The organism is Kitasatospora sp. MAP5-34 (assembly GCF_029894335.1).
Lineage (GTDB): Bacteria > Actinomycetota > Actinomycetes > Streptomycetales > Streptomycetaceae > Kitasatospora.
Genome location: NZ_JARXZC010000047.1, coordinates 1 through 19,719 on the forward strand (window position 1 = coordinate 1; position 19,719 = coordinate 19,719).

Genomic DNA, 19,719 nt, shown 5'->3' on the forward strand with positions numbered 1-19,719 from the left:
AGCGTCCCCGGCTTCACGTCCGCGTCCGCATCCGGGATGGTGACGGTGTCGTCGGTGGCGGTCCAGGATTCGACGAGTTCGCGGATCTCGGTCAGGCCGGTGTCCTGGCCGACCGGGGAGGCGCCGGCCCGGCAGAGCTTGATGCCGTTGTACCGGGCGGGGTTGTGGGAGGCGGTGAACATCGCGCCGGGCAGGTCCAGGCGGCCGGAGGCGTAGTACAGCTGGTCGGTCGAGCAGAGCCCGATCTCGACCACGTCCGCGCCGTACGCGGCCGCGCCCTCGGCGAACGCCCGCGACAGGGACGGCGACGACGGCCGCATGTCATGGCCGACCACGATCGCCGACGCGCCGGTCACCCGCACGAACGCCGCACCGAACGCCCGCGACAGCGACTCGTCCCACTGGTCCGGCACCACACCCCGGACGTCGTACGCCTTCACCAACTGCTTAAGGTCCCGCACTACCGCTCCCACCAGGATCTTCCGGGTACTCGACCGAACGAGGGCAGCGTACCTGGCGGCAAGGGTGCGGAAAGTTCAGTTCTCCGGGGAGCGAAGCACCCGGAGGTGCCCTCGGCGGCCGGCTTCGCCGGGGCCGGCCTCGGGGGGGCGGCCCGGGCGCGGGGCGCGGTCCTGCGGGCGGGCGGCTTCGCGGACGGCGTTGGCGAGGGCTTCGAGGTCGTCGCTGGAGCGGCGGACCGGGCCGACGTCGGGGGCGAGCCGGACGACCTCCCAGCCGCGCGGGGCGGTGAGGCGCTCGGCGTGCTCGGCGCACAGGTCGTAGCAGTGCGGCTCGGCGTACGTCGCGAGCGGGCCGAGGACGGCGGTGGAGTCCGCGTAGACGTACGTCAGCGTGGCGACGGCCGGTCGGCCGCACGCGGTCCGCGAACAACGACGTACAGAGCTCACGAGGGTGGACGGTACCGCACTACCGGCCGGGCCGCGAAGACCCGCCCCCGGCGAGTGTCCCGTGTCGCCCACGCGGGGCTGTCGGGATGGTCCACTTCCGGGGCCGCAAGGGCTACTCTCGACACTGATATGGAGAGCTCTGCACACCGATCACCGGCAGATCCACCGCAGCGGCGCAAGCATCGCGACCGCCACGGGCGCGGCCTGCGCGGACCGCTGGCGCCGCCTCAGGTGCCGATCTCGCTCACCCGCTCCGAGCTGTTCGACGACTACGTACGCGAGTCGGTGGAACGTCTGGAGCGGCGCTGGCCGCAGCTGGTGGACGTGGAGTTCGCCGTCCAGGAGGTACCGCTGCCCGAACGGGGCGCGGCCGATCCGGAGAGCGTTCCGCTCGGCCGGTTGATCCCGGCGAAGCAGGGCAGCAAGAGCCGGATCGTGGTCTACCGCCGCCCGGTGGAGATCCGCGCCAAGGCGCGGGAGGACCGGGCGGCGCTCGTCCACGAGATCCTGATCGAGCAGGTGGCCGACCTGCTCGGGCTCTCGCCCGATGCGATTGATCCTCGGTTCGACGAGGACTGAACCCGCAGCCGTAGCAGGGGCACGAGGGGGTGTGCGAGATCGGAGGCTGCGGGTCGTTGCCTTCCGATTCGCGCAGTTCCTCGCGCCCCTGAGGTACCCAGGTGCCTACTTGATCAGGACCCCCGGGTCCTGATCGGCCTGGGGTACCTGGACCGTGCTGTGGTCGTCGCGGAGGGGCTGGATGGTGAACATCGGGATGTTGTTGACGTTCACCGCGAGCATCCGGGCCGCGACCACCGGGCCGCCCGACTCGGTCTCCACGGTGAGCCCGAAGACGCCGTTCAGGCCGGCGGGCTCGGGTACCTGCATGCCGACCGTCGCGCCGGCCGGGATGCTGACCTCCTGGGAGGCGGGGGTGCCGCCGCCGCTGCCCGCCGACACCGACACCTTGACCTTCGCCGCGTCACCGCTGGAGGTGAGGTAGAGCGTGCCGGCGCCGCCGCCCCGGTTCTCCGCGATGCCGGCCCGCTGCCCGATCAGTGCGCTGCCGGTGATCCAGGCCGCGTCCGACTTGCCGTTCTGACTGCGGTCGACCCGGATCGAGGCGACGATCGGGGTCGGGTGGGCCGGGTCGCTCGGGGTCAGCCGTAGTGCGCCGACCTCGCCCCGGTTGACCTGTTGCGTGGTGCCACCGACAACCTGCTGCAGGTCGGTGGCGGCGATCATGCCGGCCTTGACGTGGATGGTCTCGTGCCCGGCGGGAGTGAACCAGCCGTTCTTGCCCGAGATCTGGATCTTCAGGTCGGCGTCGTCGTCACCGGGGGCGACGATCACCAGGCGCGCCGCCGACATGTCGGCGGGCAGCCCGGGCAGGACCACCGAGGAGGTGGGTTCCACCGAGGCGGGGATCCAGTCGGCACCCTTGGTGCCGTCCGTGGCGTGCACCGCCGCGCCGACCCGGCCGCTGCGGGCGATCACGTGCAGCGCCAGGTCGTTGACGTTCTGGGCGAAGGTCGGCAGCCGCAGGTCCTGCGAGCTGCCGGCCGGGAGGGTGATGCCGGTGGCGGCGTCGTTGTCGATCGGGCCCTTGTCGCCGTACAGCTTGAGGTCCACCACCGCCGGGACGCTGTCGGCGTTGACCAGGCTCACGTAGTCGACCCGGTCGCCCGCCGTGCTGACGCCGGAGAACCAGAAGCTGGTACCGGCCGGGGTGCAGTTGATGCCGGACATGCCGACACCCGACTGGTCGGTGACGGTGGTGGTCTGGGTGACGCTGAAGCCCGGGGCGTACCCGCCGGTGGCGACAGCCAGCGTGCCGGGGGCGGTGTCACCGGTGGCCGCCGGTCCGGTGGCCGGGACGCCGGGCTTGGTGAGCACCAGCCGGGAGCCGCTCGGCGCTCCCCCGGGCGTGCCGGAGGGGGCGGGCGAGGCCGCCGGGGTGGCCGGGGGCTGCGCCACGTCCGAGAGGTAGCCCGCGCCGCCGGTGGCCTTGGCCCCGGCCGGGCTGAACAGGGTGTACGAGGTGCTGCCGGTGAGGCCCTGGAGGGGCTGCGGGCAGACCAGCGAGGTGCGCTCGACCTGCGCGGTGGTGGCGGCTCCCTTGACGGCCGCGGCCGCCGGGGTGACCGGTGGGCGCAGCTCGGCGATGCCGAACACCGCGGCGAGCACCACGGCGGCGGCCAGCAGCGACTGGCCGGTCCGGGCGCCGCCGCCGGTCAGCGCGGTCGCCTTGAAGGACGGCCGCTCACCCCCGGACTCGTCGCGGGAGATCTTCAGCTTGGGGGCCTTGAGGCTGGGCTTCTTCATGAGGGCGGGTCAGCTCCCCGTTCCGTTGTGGTGCGGGTGACCGCCGTTGCCGTACGTGCCGTCCGGGTCCTGCGGGTCGTAGTACTGCTGCTGCTCGGGGTAGTGCTCCTGGTACTGCTCGGGCTGCTGCTGGTACGGCGGCTCCTGGTACGGCTGCTGCGCGTACGGGTCCGCGTACTGCCCCTGGTAGGGCTCCTGGAACTGCGGGTACTGCTGCTCCTGGTAGGGCTGCTGCGCGTACGGGTCGGTGTACTGCTGCTGGCCGTACTGGCCCTCGACGTGCTGCTGGGCGGCGTACGGGTCCCAGGTGTACTGGTCCTGGCTGTACTGGTCCTGGCCGTACTGCTCCTGGCCGTACTGCTGCTCCTGGTACGGGTCTGCGGCGGCGTACGCGGGCTCGGGTTCGGCCTCGGGCTCGGCCTGCTGCGGGATGACACCCGCGTACACACCGCCCTCGGGTTCGCCGGGCTCGCCCTCGCCGTCGGCGCGTTCGGCCATCCGGCGGGCGCGGCGGCTGCCGGGCAGCGGGGCCTGTGCCTGGGCGGCGGCGGCCAGCGCGGCGGCGGCGACCACCTCCTCGGGGAGGTCGTCGTCGTTGTGGTTGCGGCGGCCCGGCAGGGCGAGCACCAGGACGGTGGTGCCGAGCAGCAGCTGCAGCCAGACCCAGCCGGTGTGCAGCAGGCTGCCCGACCGGGTGACGTCCAGTTGTCCGCCGGTGGCGGGCAACTCGAAGCCCTGGGCCCAGCCGTCGACGGGCGCGGTGGCCTTGAGAGCGGTGCCGTTCAGGGTGGCCTGCCAGTCCGGGTCGGCGCTCTCGGCCAGGCGCAGCACGCGCCCCGCCGGGCCGGCCGGGATGGTGGTGTCGATGTCGTGGACTCCGGACGGGACGGCGACCGGGACGCCGCCCGGCGTGGTGATCACCGCGCGGGTCGCCGGGAGGCCGGTGACCTGCCAGAGGGCGACGCCGTTCTCCTGGTTGAGCTTGGTCAGGCCCGGAGTGGTGTCCAGGACGTCGCTGACCTTGGCGATCATCGGGTCCTTGACCTCGACGTACCCGACTCCGTACCCGGCCAGGGTCTTGGCCTGCTCGCCGCCCGAGCCGGCCAGCAGACCGCCGACCAGCTTGGTGAGCGCGCCCTGCGCGGCGTCGGAGCTGTCCACGGTGCCCTCGGCCTGGCCCAGGGTCAGGCCGGCGCCACGGACCACGGTGAAGTGGACGGCGGTGGCGGCGGCGTCGCCGGTGAGGACGAGGGTGCGGGGGCGGCCGTTGGTACCGGCCTCCTCCGCGATGAACGCGGGGACCTGGGCGTCGGCGGCGCGGCGCAGCGGACCGTCGGCTCCGGTGCCGGCCCACCAGACGGCGGTGCCGAGCGGGGCCAGCACGGCGCTGGCCACCACCAGGGCGGCGACGGGCTGACGCCAACCGAAGGCGATCCCGGCCACTCGCGCGTTGGCGCCGTCGGCGCCGATCGCGGCGGCCGCGAGCAGGGCCACACCGGCGAGCAGCGTCGAGGGCCCGGCCCAGGCGGCGACGGCGGGGCCGCCGGAGGCCGGCGTGACGCCGGTGCCCGCGACGGCGACGCTGAAGAGCAGACCGGCCGCGGCGGCACCCCAGGCGGCGAGCACCGCGCGGCGGCGGTCGGCGCGCAGCAGGGCGGCGAGGGCGGTGAGCACGACACCGGCGGAGAGCCAGACCGGCGGGACGCCGGAGCCGCCGGGGTTGACCAGGATCAGCCCGAGCGGGGTCGCGGCCGAGCCGTTGAAGCCGGGCAGCCCGGCCTCCAGCAGCAGCCGGGACGGGTGCGCCAGGACTCCGAGCGACCAGGGGGCGAGCACCAGGACCGGTACGCCGAGGATCACCAGCACCCGCAGCCCGAGCAGCCGCAGCGCGGCGACGCCGGAGCCGAAGGCCCCGCCGCGCAGCACCGCGTGCAGCAGGGCGGCGAGCGAGAGCGGTACGGCGATCGCCCAGGTCAGCGGGACGAAGGCGGTGCTGATCGTGAGCATCAGCACCGCCATCCAGGCGCTCCGCCAACCGGGGCGGGCGCCTCGGGCGGCGGTCTCCTTGCGGATGCCGAGACCAGCGGTGACGGCGGCGGCGCGGGCCAGCGGCGGGAGCAGCACGGCCAGTACGGCGGTGCCGATCCGCCCCTCGGCGAGCGCGCCGGCGGTGGCGGGCAGCAGGGCGTAGGTGGCACTGGCCCAGGCCCGGACGATCTTGGACGCGATCAGCGGGCGGGAGACCAGGTAGGCGCTGACGGCCGCGAGCGGGATGGAGAGCACCAGGAGCAGGGTGATCGCCAGATCCGCGTGGTCGAACAGCAGCCAGGAGAGCACCGAGAGCACCGCGAGGTACGGCGGCGAGGCGGCGGTGGAGCCGGTGCCGACCGGGTGCCAGCTGTCTGCGTACATGTTCCAGATGCCCGCCGCGCCGTCGGAGGCGGGGAGCAGGGCGCCGCCGAACAGGCTGCCGCTGCCGATCAGGTTGCGGCAGGCGATCAGGGCGAAGACCAGCAGCGCGGTGAAGAGCAGCGGGGCCGGGCGGCGGGAGAGCTTCTTGAGCAGCGTGAACTGCTCCACCACCAGGTCGTCGGCGTCGTCGTCGCCGGGGCCCGACTCGGCCGTGCCGTGGCGTCCGGCGCCGGACTCGTCGCCGCCACCGCCGATGCCGAGCGCACCGATGGCCTGTTCGACGGCGAGCCGGGTGGTGGCGCCGGGGGCGGGGAAGAGGGTGCGGTCGTCGAGCGCGTCACCGCTGCGGGTCCTGGCGCGGCGTTTGCGGGCGGCCAGGATCCGGGGCAGCCGGACGAGTTCGTGCCCGAGACCGGCCAGTTCGTCGAAGGCCTGGCGCGGGTCCTTGCCGATCAGGTCACCGAGGACGCGCAGCAGCGTGCCCAGGACCAGCCGGAGCAGGACGTACGGGAAGAGCAGGCCCCGGGAGTTGGCGAGCAGCGTGAAGACCGCGCCGGCCTTGTCGAGCCGGTGCGGGTGGGCGGCGCCGCAGTCGATCGAGCGGCGTTCGCGGCTGGCGGCCTCGGCGTGCCGCAGGATGGCGTCCGGGGCGACCACGACGCGGTGGCCGGCGGCGTTGACCCGCCAGCAGAAGTCGGTGTCGTCCCGCATCAGCGGCAGCGCCGGGTCGAAGCCGCCGAGCTCCTCGAAGACGTCGCGGCGGACCAGCATGCCGGCGGTGGAGACGGCGAGTACCGGGCGGACCTGGTCGTGCTGACCCTGGTCCTGCTCACGGCGGTCGAGACCGGTCCAGCGGCGTCCCGAGCGGGCGATGGTGACGCCGACCTCGAGCAGCTGCCTGCGGTCGTACCAGCTGCGCAGCTTGGGGCCGATGACACCGGCACTCGGCGTGGAGTCGGCGACCTGGAGCAGGCGGCGCAGCGCGTCCGTCTGCGGTTCGCAGTCGTCGTGCAGCAGCCAGAGCCACTCGATCGGCTGAGTTTCGCGCGGTCCGCCCTGACCGAGGTCGTGCTCGGCGCCCAACGGGTCGCCGAAGTCGTCCCAGCCACCGGTGACCGGGTCGTACCCGGACGGGTCGAGGCTGTACGGGAGGTCCTCGGGACGCAGCGGCGGGCTGCTCTGGACGGCCTGGGCGACGGCGGTGCCGAAACCGGCCCGGCGGCCGAGGATCAGCGGGCCGGACGGCGGCAACCAGTCACCGAGGGTGTCCTGGAGCAGTTGCGGAGAGGCGTCGGTGGAGCCGGTGTCCACCGCGAGGACACGCTGAACCTGCCGGTCCTGGCCGAGCAGACCGGCGAGGGCCTGCGGGAGCCAGCGGGCGCCGTCGTGCGAGACGATCACCGCCGTGACGAGGTGGCGCGGGTACGCGGGCGGCCTGGCAGCGGAGAAACCGCTCTGGTGGCTGTGGACAGTCATCGAGTGCGCAGGCCCCAGGTTTCGATAGATGCAGCCGGTGGATGCAGCCGGTTGATTCAGGGTTGTCGGCAGTCCTGATGCGAGGCATCCGGATGGCGCACCACACTAACCGCTCCGGGTGTACGCGGTCCTCCCGGAGTCTGCGCAGCGGCCGGTGCGCGGGGGTGGGGCGGGTGTCGGCACCGGTTCGAGTGCTGGTGAAGACGCCGGCGGAGACGCTGGTGAAGATGTTTGGTGGGGGAATGCGTCGGGGAATGCGAAAGCGCCCCACCGTCGTGGTGAGGCGCTGGCACAACTGCGGTGGTGGAGCCGGTCAGACGGCGCTCTTCTTGAGACGGCGGCGCTCCCGCTCGGAGAGGCCTCCCCAGATGCCGAAACGCTCGTCGTTGGCCAGCGCGTACTCGAGGCACTCGGAGCGGACCTCGCAGGCGAGGCAGACCTTCTTGGCCTCGCGGGTGGAGCCGCCCTTCTCGGGGAAGAAGGACTCGGGGTCGGTCTGGGCGCACAGCGCGCGCTCCTGCCAACCGAGTTCCTCGTCCTCCTCCTCGATGCCCTCACCGATCAACAGCTCAAAGAGCTCGCTCATTTGGCGCGCCTCCTCTGCCCCTTGTGGCATCCCCGTGGTGTTGCCGTTGCCTGGAGCGGCGGAACGACACGAGTGAAATTACATGTGCGTCACTCTGGCTCAGTCAAGCCGAGCTCTGGTATTGGGCCAAGGATTCACTCCCCGGAACCAAGGAACTACGATAAGTATACATATTCGGACATTTGGCATTTTCAGCCCTGATTAAGGCTCAACCGTCCGCAACCACCCACCGGCTGACTTGCAGTCAACACGGACCTCCGGTGCTCTGACCACCCCCCGAACGGGGGGACGTCGAACAGTGGTGGCCCGGTTGCCGGGTCATCGGGCTGCTTTCCCGGCGATCTTCGCATTGAAACCTAGAGGGTGATTTATCACCCCATCCGGTGGTTCGTCGCTGATGTGACCCGAATGTCCCCCGACTTGGCTTGACACTGCCGCCCCTCTTGCGGTCTGCTTGCTCCCATGTCAGAGTTCGCCACCCACCGAAGCCGCCAGGTCGTGCTTCGTCGTGCCGTGAACTCGCTCTGTTGTCGCCTCTGTCGCTGTATCTAGGCGCTCGCGTCCCACCGCGCGCCGCCCAGCGAACATCGAGGCCGCCCGCGCGACAGTCCCCCCTGAACTTCGCGGATCGGCTGATCCCTCACCCCCAGCCATCCGAGGACCATGTCATGCGAACGCCCCGCATCCGTAAGCGCAACCGGGACCGCAACCGTGATCAGCACCGTGATCACCACCAGGCTCAGCGCCGGTCCGGCCACATCGCCGCGCCGCGCCGCGCCTGGACCGACGGCCTGAGCGACGTCAGCATCGCCGGCGACCCGCTCGCCTTCCCGCACCTGGCCCGCACCGACCTGCCGCAGCACCCGACCACCGTCGCCGGGTACGCGCGGCTCGTCCGCGAGATCGCCGCCGACACCGCCCGCTGGGCGCCGCTCGTCCGGTACGACGCCCTCACCCGCTGGTACTCCCGGCTGGAGACCGGCCCCGGCTACGAGGTCTGGCTGCTCAGCTGGCTGCCCGGCCAGAGCAGCGGTTTCCACGACCACGGCCGTTCCTCCGGGGTGATGACGGTCGTTCAGGGCGAACTCGTCGAGCGCTCGCTCACCCGCGCCGGCGAGGACTCGCGGGCCCTGCTCCCCGGCGGGCAACGGGTGTTCGCCTCCGGCTACCTGCACGAGGTCGTCAACGCGGCGCTCGAACCCGCCGTCTCCATCCACCTCTACTCGCCCGGCCTGGTGGAGATGAACCAGTACGCCTCGGCCGTCCCGGAGTGGCAGCCCGAAGCCTTCTGACCCACGCCCTGCCTGGCAGGATGACCTCATGCGCATCGTGGCACTGGCAGGCGGAATCGGTGGGGCACGCTTCCTGCGCGGCCTCAAGAACGTGATCGGACCCGAGGACGAGATCACCGTCATCGGGAACACCGGCGACGACATCCACCTCTTCGGGCTCAAGGTCTGCCCCGACCTGGACACCCTGATGTACACCCTCGGCGGTGGCATCAACGAGGAACAGGGTTGGGGCCGGGCGGACGAGACCTGGTCCATCAAGGGCGAGATGAAGGCGTACGGCGTCGGGCCCGAGTGGTTCGGGCTCGGCGACCGGGACTTCGCCACCCACATCGTCCGCACCCAGATGCTGGCCGCCGGCTACCCGCTGAGCGCCGTCACCGAAGCGCTCTGCGAGCGCTGGCAGCCGGGGGTGCGGCTGCTGCCGATGAGCGACGACCGGGTCGAGACGCACGTCCGGATCACAACTGGCGACACAAGCGGCTCCGCCGCGGGGTCCGGCACCCGGGCGGTGCACTTCCAGGAGTACTGGGTCAAGCTGCACGCCGCCGTCGACGCCGAGGCGATCATCCCGGTCGGCGCCGACACCGCGAAGCCCGCCCCCGGCGTGCTGGAGGCCATCGCGGCGGCGGACGTGATCCTGCTGCCGCCGTCCAACCCGGTGGTCAGCATCGGCACCGTCCTCGCCGTGCCCGGCATCCGGCAGGCCGTCAGCTCCTCCCCCGCGCCGGTCGTCGGACTGTCGCCGATCGTCGGCGGCTCGCCCGTACGCGGGATGGCCGACAAGGTGCTCGCGGCGGTCGGCGTGGAGACCACCGCCGAGGCGGTCGCGCTGCACTACGGCTCCGAACTCCTCGACGGCTGGCTGGTGGACACCGCCGACGCGGCGTCCGTCGCGGCGGTCGAGGCCGCCGGGATCGCCTGCCGGGCGGTGCCGCTGCTGATGAGCGACGCCGAGGCAACCGCCGCGATGGCGCGGGCCGCGCTGGAGCTGGCCGAGCAGGTACGGGCGTGAGCCTGGAGATCCTCCCGGTCGGCGGGATCCCCGAGATCACGGCCGGTGCGGACCTCGGGGGGCTGATCGCCAAGGCCGGCGAGTTCGAGGACGGCGACATCCTGCTGGTCACCTCGAAGATCGTCAGCAAGGCCGAGGGCCGCCTGCTGCAGGCCACCGACCGGGAGGCGGCGATCGACGCCGAGACCGTCCGGGTGGTGGCCCGGCGCGGGCCGGTCCGGATCGTCGAGAACCGGAACGGCCTGGTGATGGCCGCCGCCGGGGTGGACGCCTCCAACACCGCCCCCGGCACCGTGCTGCTGCTGCCCGAGGACCCGGACGCCTCCGCGCGCGTCCTGCGGGCCCAGCTGCAGCAGCTGACCGGCCGTCGGCTCGCGGTGGTCGTCACCGACACCTTCGGCCGCCCCTGGCGGAACGGGCTGACCGACGTCGCGATCGGCGCCGCCGGGCTGGCCGTCCTGGAGGACCACCGGGGGCGCGTCGACAGCCACGGCAACGAGCTGGCGATGACCGTCACCGCGACCGCCGACGAGCTGGCCGCCGCCGCCGACCTGGTCAAGGGCAAGGCCGCCGGCACCCCCGTCGCCGTGGTCCGGGGCCTGCCGCACCTGGTCACCACCGAGGACGGCGACGGCACCCGGCCGCTGATCCGTCCCGCCGCCGACGACATGTTCCGGCTCGGCGCCTCGGAGGCCGTCCGTGAAGCGGTGACGCTGCGCCGGACCGTCCGCTCCTTCACCAACGAGCCGGTCGACCCGGCGGCCGTCCGACGCGCGGTCGCCGCCGCCGTCACCGCGCCCGCCCCGCACCACACCACGCCCTGGCGCTTCGTCCTGCTGGAGTCCGCCGACGTGCGGGAGCGGCTGCTCGACGCGATGCTCGCCGCCTGGCAGCACGACCTGGCCGAACTCGACGGCTGGGACGAGGCGAAGATCGCCCGCCGCACCGCCCGGGGCAACGTCCTGCGGGACGCGCCGTACCTGGTCGTCCCGTGCCTGGTCACGGACGGCTCGCACGACTACCCGGACGAGCGCCGCGCCGCCGCCGAACGCGAGATGTTCACCGTCGCCATAGGCGCCGCCGTCCAGAACCTGCTGGTCACGCTGGCCGGCGAGGGCTACGGCTCCGCATGGGTGTCCTCGACGATGTTCTGCCGCGACACCGTCCGCGCCGTCCTGGACCTCCCGGACGGCTGGGACCCGATGGGCGCGGTGGCCGTGGGCCGGCCGGCCGAGGCACCTCGCTCACGCGAGGCTCGCACGGCGGACGCGTTCATCGCCGTACGGTAGGCACACCGGGGGTGGGGGGTGCTGCGCGACCGGGGCTCTACGAAGGTGCGTGGTTGTTCGCGCCCCTGACGTAGTTGCCGTCAGCGGTGACGGTGGTCGTTGGGGGCGAGGCGGGGGCCGTAGCGGGGGGCGTGGGCGCCGGTGAGGGTGATCAGGCGGCAGACACGGTAGCGGTGGCCCTTGTAGGGGGCGAGGAGGGCGAGCATCTGGTCGTCGTCGCTGCGGGGGCGGCCGGCCAGAGCCCAGCCGACCAGGTTGGGGAGGTGGTAGTCGCCCACCGAGACGGCGTCCGGGTCCCCGTTGCTGCGCTGCAGGGTCTCCGCCGCCGTCCAGACGCCGATACCGGGTACGGCAGTGAGGCGGGCGAACGCCTCCTCGTGGGCGAACGCGGACGCCTGCTCCAGGCGGGGCGCCAACCGGGCCGCGCGGACGATGGTCGCCGCGCGCTTCGGGTCCACGCCCGCGCGGTGCCACTCCCAGCTCGGGATCAGCGCCCACTCACGGGCCGACGGCGGGACCCGCAGGCCCTCGGCCGGGCCCGGCGCAGGCGTACCGAAGTCGCGCAGCAGGGTCCGCCAGGAGCGGTACGCCTCGTCGCTGGTGACCTTCTGCTCCAGGATCGCGGGCACCAGCGACTCCAGCACCAGCCCCGTCCGCCCGAGCCGCACCCCGGCGTGCGTGCGCTGGGCCTCGCGTAGCGGCCCCGGCGGCAGCACCAGCCCTGACGGGTCGTCGGCCGCGCCGAGCAGCGCGGGCAACTGATCGAGCAGCCACTGCGCCCCCGGGCCCCACGCCTGCGCCTCCACCTCGCCCGCCCGGGCGGCCATCCGGAGCGTGCCGGGCCCGGCGGGCGTCCGCGAGGCGCGCCAGAGCGATCCGTCCCCGGCGGTCCGGTACGCGGGGTCGGCCGGGCCGCGCCGCAGCGGGAGCAGCGTCCGGGGCAGGTCGAGCGGGAAGTCGGGCCGCCACCGCAGTACCGCGCCTGGCATCCGTCCTCACCGCCACCTGGTGTCGTCTGGTCGGTGTGAACGATACGCGCGTCCTCGGTAGCAGCGTCGCGGTACCAGCTCGTCGGTACCAGCTCGTCGGTACCAGCTCGTCGACGGAGGCGGTAGCAGAGGCGGCGAGCTGAGAGAAGCACATGAACAAGACATTGCAGGCAAATCATTTCTGACGCCACGCCAGTTTTCAGCTGCCGCCTCCCCTGCCGGGGTCGCGTCCGGAGGTCGTAGGCTGGACAGCACCATGACTGCGCCTTTCGCTGCCGACGCCCGCACCCCCGCCGAGCTGCTGCACGCATATCTGCGCGCGGGGGCCTCCGATGCGGATCCCTCACGTCCCCTGGTCACGTTCTATGACGACGCGACCGGCGAGAGAGTCGAACTCTCCGCCAAGACCTTCGACAACTGGGTCGCCAAGACCGCCAACCTGATCCAGGACGAACTCAACGCGGGCCCCGACGACCGGGCCGCGCTACTCCTCCCCGCCCACTGGCAGAGCGCCGTCTGGCTGCTCGCCTGCTGGTCGGTGGGTGTGGTGGCGCTGCCCGGGGGCGACCCGGCCGACGCCGACCTGGTGATCAGCGGACCGGAGGGGCTGGAGTCCGCGCACGCCTGTTCCGGCGAGCGGGTGGCCCTCGCGCTGCGCCCGCTGGGCGGCAGGTTTCCGCAGCGCCCGGACGGCTTCCTCGACTACGCCGCCGAGGTGCCCGGCCAGGGCGACCGGTTCGCCCCGTACTCCCCCGTCGATCCGCTCTCCCTGGCCCTGGAGACCACGATCGACGGGCTGCCACTGAAACTGACGGGCGAACAGACCGTCCAACTCGCCCGCGAGGGCGCGCTGCGACTCGGCCTCGACACCGGCAGCCGGGTGCTCAGCACGCTCTCGTACGACGACTGGTCAGGTCTGGAGGCCGGGCTGCTGGCTCCGCTGGCCGCCGGTGCCTCGGTGGTGCTCTGCCGGAACTCCGGCGAGCTGACGGAGGAGCAGTGGGAGAAGCGGATCGAGTCCGAACGGGTGACTCTGCGGTTGGGCTGAATCTGGCCGGGCCGACCCGGGGGCAGGGATCCCCGTCATGGCCGAGGACGATGACGAGAGCGTGCCCCCCGACCTTCCGAGGCGGGGGGCACCGCAGGTTCCTGCCGATCACGGCGGGCGTACTGGCATTCCTACTGGTCACAGGGGTGCGCTGGCCTGGCCTGCTACGGGTACGGGTACGGGTAGAGCAGACTGAACGGCAACAGCAGGACCGACACTGCCCACCCGCGCCCTACTGGCGCTTCCGGCGCCGTGGGCGACGCGGGGTCCGTGGGTGACGCGGGCAGCGCGCAGTCGTCGGCCTCCGGAAGTCCTACGACAGGCCCGACGCTGGAGGGCCGGACCGCGACCCAGGATGCCTGCACCATGCACTGAAGGCCCGGGCTGCTACCGGTCGAGAGCCAGCCGGCCGTCGGTCTCGACGTACTCCTCGCCGGTGCACGGGCAGCGCCAACGCCCGCCGCCCGCGTCCTGCAGGGGCTCACCGGCGCGGCCGACCCACTTGATCCACCGGGCCGGGACGCCGGCCACCAGGGCGAAGTCGGGCACGTCGCGGTGGACCACGGCACCGGCGGCGACCAGGGCCCAGCGGCCTACCGTCACCCCGGCGACCAGCACCGCCCGCCCACCGATCGAGCAGCCCTCACGCAGGGTCACACCCTGCGCGTGCCAGTCGTCGCCGCGCTTGAGCTTGCCGTCGACATCGACCGATCGCGGATACAGGTCGTTGGTCAGCACCGCCGCCGGGCCGATGAAGACCCCGTCCTCAACGACCGCCGGCTCGTACACCAGCGCGTGGTTCTGCAGCTTCACCCGGTCGCCGATCCGCACGCCGGGGCCGACGTAAGCACCACGCCCGATGATGCAGTCGACACCGATCTCGGCGTTCTCCCGCACCTGGGCCAGATGCCACACCGTGCTGCCGGCCCCGATCACGGCCCGCTCGTCGACATCGGCGGTCGATTCGACCCGGGCCGACGCGACTGGTTCCGACCCGGCCGAAGCTGACGCACTCTCAGATATGCCCATGGCGCCGAAGATAGCGGGCAGGGTGCACGTGGGGGTGCGATTCAGCCCTTTCGGCACAAGGCCCCGGCCAGGGGCGTGGAACCGTGGGCGGGCTACTTCGGGTCAGCCACCGGCGCGACCGGTGCCATCGGCGTCGGCGCCGCGCTGGCGATCACCCGGCGGGCGAGCGAGCGCGGCGAGGTGAGGAAACCGAAACCCCAGGTCAGGTGCATGGTGACCAGCGCCACCGGCAGCTGCAGCCGGGCCTTCCACGACAGTCCGCGCCCCTCGACCACCGAACCGCCGAGGATGCCCAGCAGGTACCCGCCCGGCAGCACGAAGAAGGCGGGATGCACGGCGGCACCGAGCACCAGCCCGGTCAGGACGCCGAGCAGCGCGGCCGGGGGTGCCAGGTAGCGCAGGTTGACCGAACCCCGGTGGTAGCGGGTGACCACCCGGCGCCAGCGCCCGTAGTCCTTGTACTGCTTCGCGAGCGCGCGCACGCTCGGGCGGGGCCGGTAGGTCACCTTGAGCTGCGGGGTGAACCAGATCAGACCGCCGTCCTGGCGGATCCGGTAGTTCAGTTCCCAGTCCTGGGCGCGGATGAACTCCTCGTTGTAGCCGCCCAGCTTCTCCAGCACCTCACGGCGGAAGACCCCGAGGTAGACGGTGTCCGCCGGAGCGGCCAGGCCGCCGGTGTGGAAGGCCGCGTTGCCGACGCCGATCTTGGACGTCATCGCCGCCGCGACGGCCTTCTCCCACTCGGTCTCGCCCTCGGCGTGCATGATGCCACCGACGTTGGCAGCCTCCATCTCGCCGAGCAGCCGGACCGCCGTGGTGATGTAGCCGGGGGTCAGCAGCCCGTGGCCGTCGACCCGGACGACTATCGGGTGGCTCGAGCCCCGGATCGCCGCGTTCAGGCCGGCGGGGGTACGCCCGGTCGGGTTCGCCACCGTACGGACCCTGGGATCCTCGGCGGTCAACTCGGCGGCGATCGCGTCGGTCCGGTCCGTGGACGGGCCCAGCGCGATCACCACCTCCATGTCGCCGGCGTACTCCTGTTCCAGGATGTGCCGGACGGCGGTGCGCAGGTGACGTTCCTCGTTGAGAACCGGCATGATCACGGAGACCGCCGGCAGCTCCTCAGCAGCCTTGATGTTCATCGAGGCCAACCGTACCGGCGGCCGCCGTACGTTGTCAGGTCCGGGTTGCCCTCGTATGCGTCGTCCCGGAGGCAACCTGGTGTCGACTCTGTGCAGACTCCGGGCGCAGGGCCTGAGCCGGGCCTGGTTGCCGCGCTCCGAAAGACCGTTTCACCGCCTCACCCCTCACGTCCCGGCCTGCCCTGGTCGCAGCGCGGGGAGGCGCACCAAACGTCCGAGAGACCGGCCAACAGCCCGGAGGCCGGGCGCTGTGTGCGCCCGGCCTCCGGGTGGGGTTCGGTGCCGGTTGGAGCGGAAGTGCCCGCCTGCGGGTCGGCCCGGTCGGCCGGTCGGTGGGCCAGGCGGTCGGTGGGTCGGTGGGTCGGTCAGTCCGTCGCGATGGCCGCGAGGACGTTCATCCGGCCCGCCCGGAAGGCCGGGAACAGGGCTGCCAGCAGGCCGACCAGGGCCGAGGCCAGCAGGATCACCACGATCGTGCCGGTCGGTATGGTCAGGATGGCGAGCCCCTGGCCGGAGAGCACCCGCTGCGCGGTGATCCCCCAGGCGAGGCCGAGGCCGGTGCCGAGCAGCGCGCCGAAGACCGCGATCACCACGGACTCCAGTCGGATCATCCGGCGCAGCTGACGGCGGGAGAGCCCGATCGCCCGGAGCAGGCCGATCTCACGCGTCCGCTCGACCACCGAGAGGGCCAGGGTGTTTACCACACCGAGCACGGCGACCACGATCGCCAGGCCGAGCAGGCCGTAGATCATGTAGAGCAGGCTGTTGACCTGGCCCTGGATGATCGCCTTGTAGCCGGCCTGGTCCTTGACCGTGAGCTGCGGGTACGCCTTGAGCGAGTCCTGCAGGGCGCTGAGCGCCTGCGCCTTGCCCTTGTCCGTGCCGTCCGCCGCCTTGCCGAAGACCGCGACATCGCTGGGCAGCTCGGACGCCGGGACGGCCTTCCCGACGGTGTCGATGGCGGTGAAGAAGTTGCCGTCGAAGAGCGAGTTGCCCTTGGCGGTGATGAGACCGATCGCGAGGCTCTGCTTACGACCGTGGGAGTACTCGATCGCCAGCTTGTCGCCGACCGAGAGGTGGTGCTTGGCCGCGAACGTCTCGTCGACCGAGATTCCGCCGGTGTTGACCGACTCGGCCGTGCCCGTCTTGACGGGCAGCAGGAAGTCGGTGGTGAAGGTCGGCGAGACCGCCGCCACGGAGGTTTCGGTGGTGGCGCCGTCCGGAGTGGTGAGGATGACGGGGAGGCTCTTCTGCTCCGTCAGGTGGGCCAGGCCCGCCGTGGACTTGGCCGCCGTCACCATCGCCGGAGTGAGCAGGGCCCGGTTGGAGGTGACGATGTAGTCGGCGCCGACGGACTTGTCGATCTGCGAGCTCGTCGAGCTGACCATGGACGAGGTGAACACCGAGGCGCCGGTGACCAGGGCCAGGCCGATCATCAGGGCCGCAGCGGTGGCACCCGTCCGGCGGGGGTTGCGCATCGCGTTGCGCTGCGCCAGCCTGCCGGACGGACCGAAGAGCTTCGGCAGCGCGGCACCGAGCAACCGCACCACCGTGGTGGCGAGCAGCGGGCCGAGCACCACGAAGCCGATCAGGCTGAGCACCACGCCGTACCCGAGGTAGGCGCCGCCGGTGGCCGCCTTGGTGGCGCTCGCCGCAGCGAGCAGCAGGGCCGCGCCGCCCAGCGTCAGCACCAGGCCGACGACGGCGCGGATGCGGTTGGCCCTGGCCTCGGCGGGGGTGCCGTGGTCGCGCAGGGCCGCCATCGGGGAGATCCGGCCGGCCCGGCGGGCCGGGATCCAGGCCGCCAGGACGGTGATCACTATGCCGACCGCGTACGCGGCGACCGGGACGGACCAGCCGATCTCCAGGCTGGCCCCCGCCAGGTTCATCCCGACGGCCTTCATCAGCTGGATCAGCAGCACCGCGAGGCCGAGGCCGGCCCCCAGGCCGAGCGTGGAGCCGAGCACCCCGAGGATGAGCGCCTCGACCAGCACCGAGCGGTTGACCTGGCGGCGGCTGCCGCCGATGGCGCGCAGCAGCCCGATCTCGCGGGTGCGCTGAGCGACCAGCATGGAGAAGGTGTTGATGATCAGGAAGCCGCCGACCAGCAGCGAGATCCCGGCGAAGCCGAGCATCGCGTACTTCATGAAGTCGAGGAAGGAACCGACGCCCTTGGCGTTGTCGGCCTTCTGCTCCTGCGCGGTCTTCACCAGGTACCCGGAGCCGAGGGCGCTCAGCGCGTCGGCCTTGAGCTGGTCGTTGCTGCGGCTGCCGTCGCCGTAGACCTCGACGGAGGTGTACGCGTTGCTGCCGAGCAGTGTGCGCTGCGCCGTCGCGGTGTCCACGAAGGCGAGGGCCGCACCGGGGTTGGTGGTCTTGAAGGTCGCGATACCGGAGATGGCGAAGTCGTAGCTACCACTGTCGGTGATCACCCGCAGGGCGCTGCCGAGGCCGAGACCGGCCTTCTTGGCCGTGTCGGCGTCCAGCACGATCTGGCCGGGGCCCTGCGGGACATGGCCGGAGGTGATCTCCAGCGAGTTACGCGGGGTGTCGACCCAGTTGCCGGTGATGGTCGGGGCGCCGCTGGTCGGGCCGACCTGCTTGTCGGTGGCGGGGTTGACCAGCGTGGCGTTCGGGGTGAAGACCTCACCCACGGCGGTTTTGACGCCGGGCAGGGCGGCGATCTTCTGTGCGGTGGCGAGCGGGACGGTGGCGAGCTTGCCGGGCTCCGAGGAGCCCTTGGTCACCTTGTCCTGTTGCGGCTGGACGGAGATGTCGGAGGCGGTGGTGGCGAACAGCTTGTCGAAGGTGCCGGTGGCGGTGTTCGAGAACACCAGCGTCCCGGAGACGAAGGCGACCGACAGCACGATGGCCATCAGGGAGAGCATCATCCGGCCCTTGTGGGCGAAGAAGCTCCGAAGTGAGGTCTTGAGCAGCATCGGATCCCGCCCGTCAGCTGGTGCGCTTGCCGTCGAAACGGCGCATGCGCTCGAGGACGGAGTCGGCGGTCGGCGCGTGCATCTCGTCGACGATGACGCCATCGGCGAGGAACAGCACGCGGTCGGCGTAGGAGGCGGCGACCGGGTCGTGAGTGACCATCACCATCGTCTGGCCCAATTCGTCGACCGAACGGCGAAGGAACGTCAGCACCTCGGCGCCGGAGCGGGAGTCGAGGTTACCGGTGGGCTCGTCACCAAAGATGATCTCGGGACGGGCCGCCAGCGCCCGGGCCACCGCGACGCGCTGCTGCTGGCCGCCCGAGAGCTGGGTCGGACGGTGCTTCAGCCGGTCGGCCAGGCCGACCGTCGTGACCACCTGGTCGAGCCAGGCGGCGTCGGGTCTGCGGCCGGCGATGTCCATCGGCAGCGTGATGTTCTCCAGCGCGTTGAGCGTCGGGAGCAGGTTGAACGCCTGGAAGATGAACCCGATCTTGTCTCGCCGGAGCCGGGTGAGCTGCTTGTCCTTCAGCCCGGTGATCTCCGTGTCACCGATCCAGATCCGCCCCTCGGAGACTGTGTCGAGGCCTGCCAGACAGTGCATCAGTGTCGACTTGCCGGAGCCCGAAGGCCCCATGATCGCTGTGAACCGGCCGCGCTGGATGTCGACGTCGACCGCGTCGAGCGCGGTGACCCTGGTCTCCCCCGCGCCGTAGGCCTTGGTCACCTGCCGAGCGGAGGCGGCCGTGACAGGCTGGTCGCCGGGAAGCTGTGGGTCCTGTACGGCTGTCGCTGCCGTCGTCACTGGAATCTCCTAGGATCTGTGGTCCACCCGTTACCCCAGAGCTTGGCTGAAGCCCCATGTCCCCCGACATGGTGCAGGCTTCCGTCTTTTCCCTGGAGCTAGCCCCACCCCCGGTGCCTGAGAAAGCGCACGGGCCCGACCGGGCGTAGTGCCTGAAAAAGCGCAGGCGCCTGAAGAACGCATCCCCGAAATGTCGGTGCGCCAGGTCGGAACGGTGAGGTAAGAACCACGTTAGGAGACCCCCGCCAACGGATCGTCATCCGCCGGGAGGAGCCGGGCCAACGGTAGATGTACGGGTCGAAGACCCCACCCCCTAGGGGTCCCCGACCCCCGTCTCGGGGTAGTCCGGGGCCACCCTGCGACCGCGAGCTCACGCCGGTGCTCCGACGGCGCCGCGAAGGCGTCCACGCCCGCCCCGCGCGCCGCTTCTCCGCACGCTTCTCCACCTCTCCGCGCGTCTGCCTGCGCGT

The 19,719-nt window shown here is 72.0% G+C and carries 14 protein-coding genes and 1 pseudogene; 5 read left to right on the forward strand and 10 right to left on the reverse strand.

Annotated features, from left to right (window positions below; all coding sequences use genetic code 11):
- Window positions 1-461: pseudogene (gene manB / locus P3T29_RS28580) on the reverse strand (phosphomannomutase/phosphoglucomutase); the annotation flags it as partial.
- A 75-nt stretch (window positions 462-536) separates the two neighbouring features.
- A complete protein-coding gene (locus tag P3T29_RS28585) occupies window positions 537-980 on the reverse strand; it encodes a DUF3499 domain-containing protein (RefSeq protein WP_280719563.1) in 444 nt (147 codons plus the stop codon).
- A 57-nt stretch (window positions 981-1,037) separates the two neighbouring features.
- Here P3T29_RS28585 and P3T29_RS28590 point away from each other — a divergent pair, with 57 nt between their 5' ends.
- Window positions 1,038-1,487: a metallopeptidase family protein gene (locus P3T29_RS28590; RefSeq protein WP_280719564.1), complete on the forward strand. Its 450-nt coding sequence runs from the start codon at window positions 1,038-1,040 to the stop codon at window positions 1,485-1,487.
- Window positions 1,488-1,592: 105 nt separating this feature from the next.
- On the opposite strand, the gene P3T29_RS28595 is transcribed toward P3T29_RS28590, so the two are convergent.
- The 3 genes from P3T29_RS28595 to P3T29_RS28605 all read right to left on the reverse strand — a co-directional run bounded on the left by P3T29_RS28595 (window position 1,593) and on the right by P3T29_RS28605 (window position 7,707).
- Window positions 1,593-3,233 carry a DUF5719 family protein gene (locus tag P3T29_RS28595; protein WP_280719565.1) on the reverse strand — a complete coding sequence of 547 codons (1,641 nt, stop codon included), beginning with the start codon at window positions 3,231-3,233 and terminating at the stop codon, window positions 1,593-1,595.
- A 9-nt stretch (window positions 3,234-3,242) separates the two neighbouring features.
- Window positions 3,243-7,121, reverse strand: a complete 3,879-nt coding sequence (locus tag P3T29_RS28600; RefSeq protein ID WP_280719566.1) for a glycosyltransferase family 2 protein — start codon at window positions 7,119-7,121, stop codon at window positions 3,243-3,245.
- A gap of 313 nt (window positions 7,122-7,434) precedes the next feature.
- Window positions 7,435-7,707 (reverse strand): WhiB family transcriptional regulator, encoded by a 273-nt coding sequence (locus P3T29_RS28605; protein ID WP_280719567.1) that lies wholly within the window; start codon window positions 7,705-7,707, stop codon window positions 7,435-7,437.
- Window positions 7,708-8,375: 668 nt separating this feature from the next.
- Here P3T29_RS28605 and P3T29_RS28610 point away from each other — a divergent pair.
- From P3T29_RS28610 to P3T29_RS28620, 3 genes are read left to right on the forward strand one after another with little or no spacing between them, the layout of a single operon-like run.
- On the forward strand, window positions 8,376-8,999 hold the full coding sequence (locus P3T29_RS28610) for a cysteine dioxygenase family protein (protein ID WP_280719568.1): 624 nt from the start codon (window positions 8,376-8,378) through the stop codon (window positions 8,997-8,999).
- A gap of 28 nt (window positions 9,000-9,027) precedes the next feature.
- Window positions 9,028-10,011, forward strand: coding sequence for a 2-phospho-L-lactate transferase (gene cofD / locus P3T29_RS28615; RefSeq protein ID WP_280719569.1), 984 nt, complete (start codon window positions 9,028-9,030; stop codon window positions 10,009-10,011).
- Entirely contained in the window at window positions 10,008-11,300 is a 1,293-nt protein-coding gene (locus tag P3T29_RS28620; protein WP_280719570.1) for a coenzyme F420-0:L-glutamate ligase, read from the forward strand. Before cofD ends, P3T29_RS28620 begins: the two co-directional genes overlap by 4 nt.
- 80 nt (window positions 11,301-11,380) lie before the next feature.
- Here the strand turns inward: P3T29_RS28620 and P3T29_RS28625 are convergent, their stop codons facing one another.
- Entirely contained in the window at window positions 11,381-12,289 is a 909-nt protein-coding gene (locus tag P3T29_RS28625) for a DNA-3-methyladenine glycosylase 2 family protein (protein WP_280719571.1), read from the reverse strand.
- A gap of 256 nt (window positions 12,290-12,545) precedes the next feature.
- On the opposite strand from P3T29_RS28625, the gene P3T29_RS28630 reads away from it, so the two are divergent.
- The gene (locus tag P3T29_RS28630; RefSeq protein WP_280719572.1) at window positions 12,546-13,337 is read left to right on the forward strand and encodes a TIGR03089 family protein; all 792 of its coding nucleotides are present in this window, start codon (window positions 12,546-12,548) and stop codon (window positions 13,335-13,337) included.
- 387 nt (window positions 13,338-13,724) lie between these two features.
- On the opposite strand, the gene P3T29_RS28635 is transcribed toward P3T29_RS28630, so the two are convergent.
- From P3T29_RS28635 to P3T29_RS28650, 4 genes are all read right to left on the reverse strand, one after another.
- A complete protein-coding gene (locus P3T29_RS28635) occupies window positions 13,725-14,366 on the reverse strand; it encodes an acyltransferase (protein ID WP_280719573.1) in 642 nt (213 codons plus the stop codon).
- 92 nt (window positions 14,367-14,458) lie between these two features.
- The gene (locus P3T29_RS28640; RefSeq protein WP_280719574.1) at window positions 14,459-15,508 is read right to left on the reverse strand and encodes a glycosyltransferase family 2 protein; all 1,050 of its coding nucleotides are present in this window, start codon (window positions 15,506-15,508) and stop codon (window positions 14,459-14,461) included.
- Window positions 15,509-15,873: 365 nt separating this feature from the next.
- Window positions 15,874-18,447: an FtsX-like permease family protein gene (locus P3T29_RS28645; RefSeq protein ID WP_280719575.1), complete on the reverse strand. Its 2,574-nt coding sequence runs from the start codon at window positions 18,445-18,447 to the stop codon at window positions 15,874-15,876.
- A gap of 13 nt (window positions 18,448-18,460) precedes the next feature.
- Entirely contained in the window at window positions 18,461-19,249 is a 789-nt protein-coding gene (locus P3T29_RS28650) for an ABC transporter ATP-binding protein (RefSeq protein WP_280719576.1), read from the reverse strand.
- Window positions 19,250-19,719: the final 470 nt, after the last annotated feature.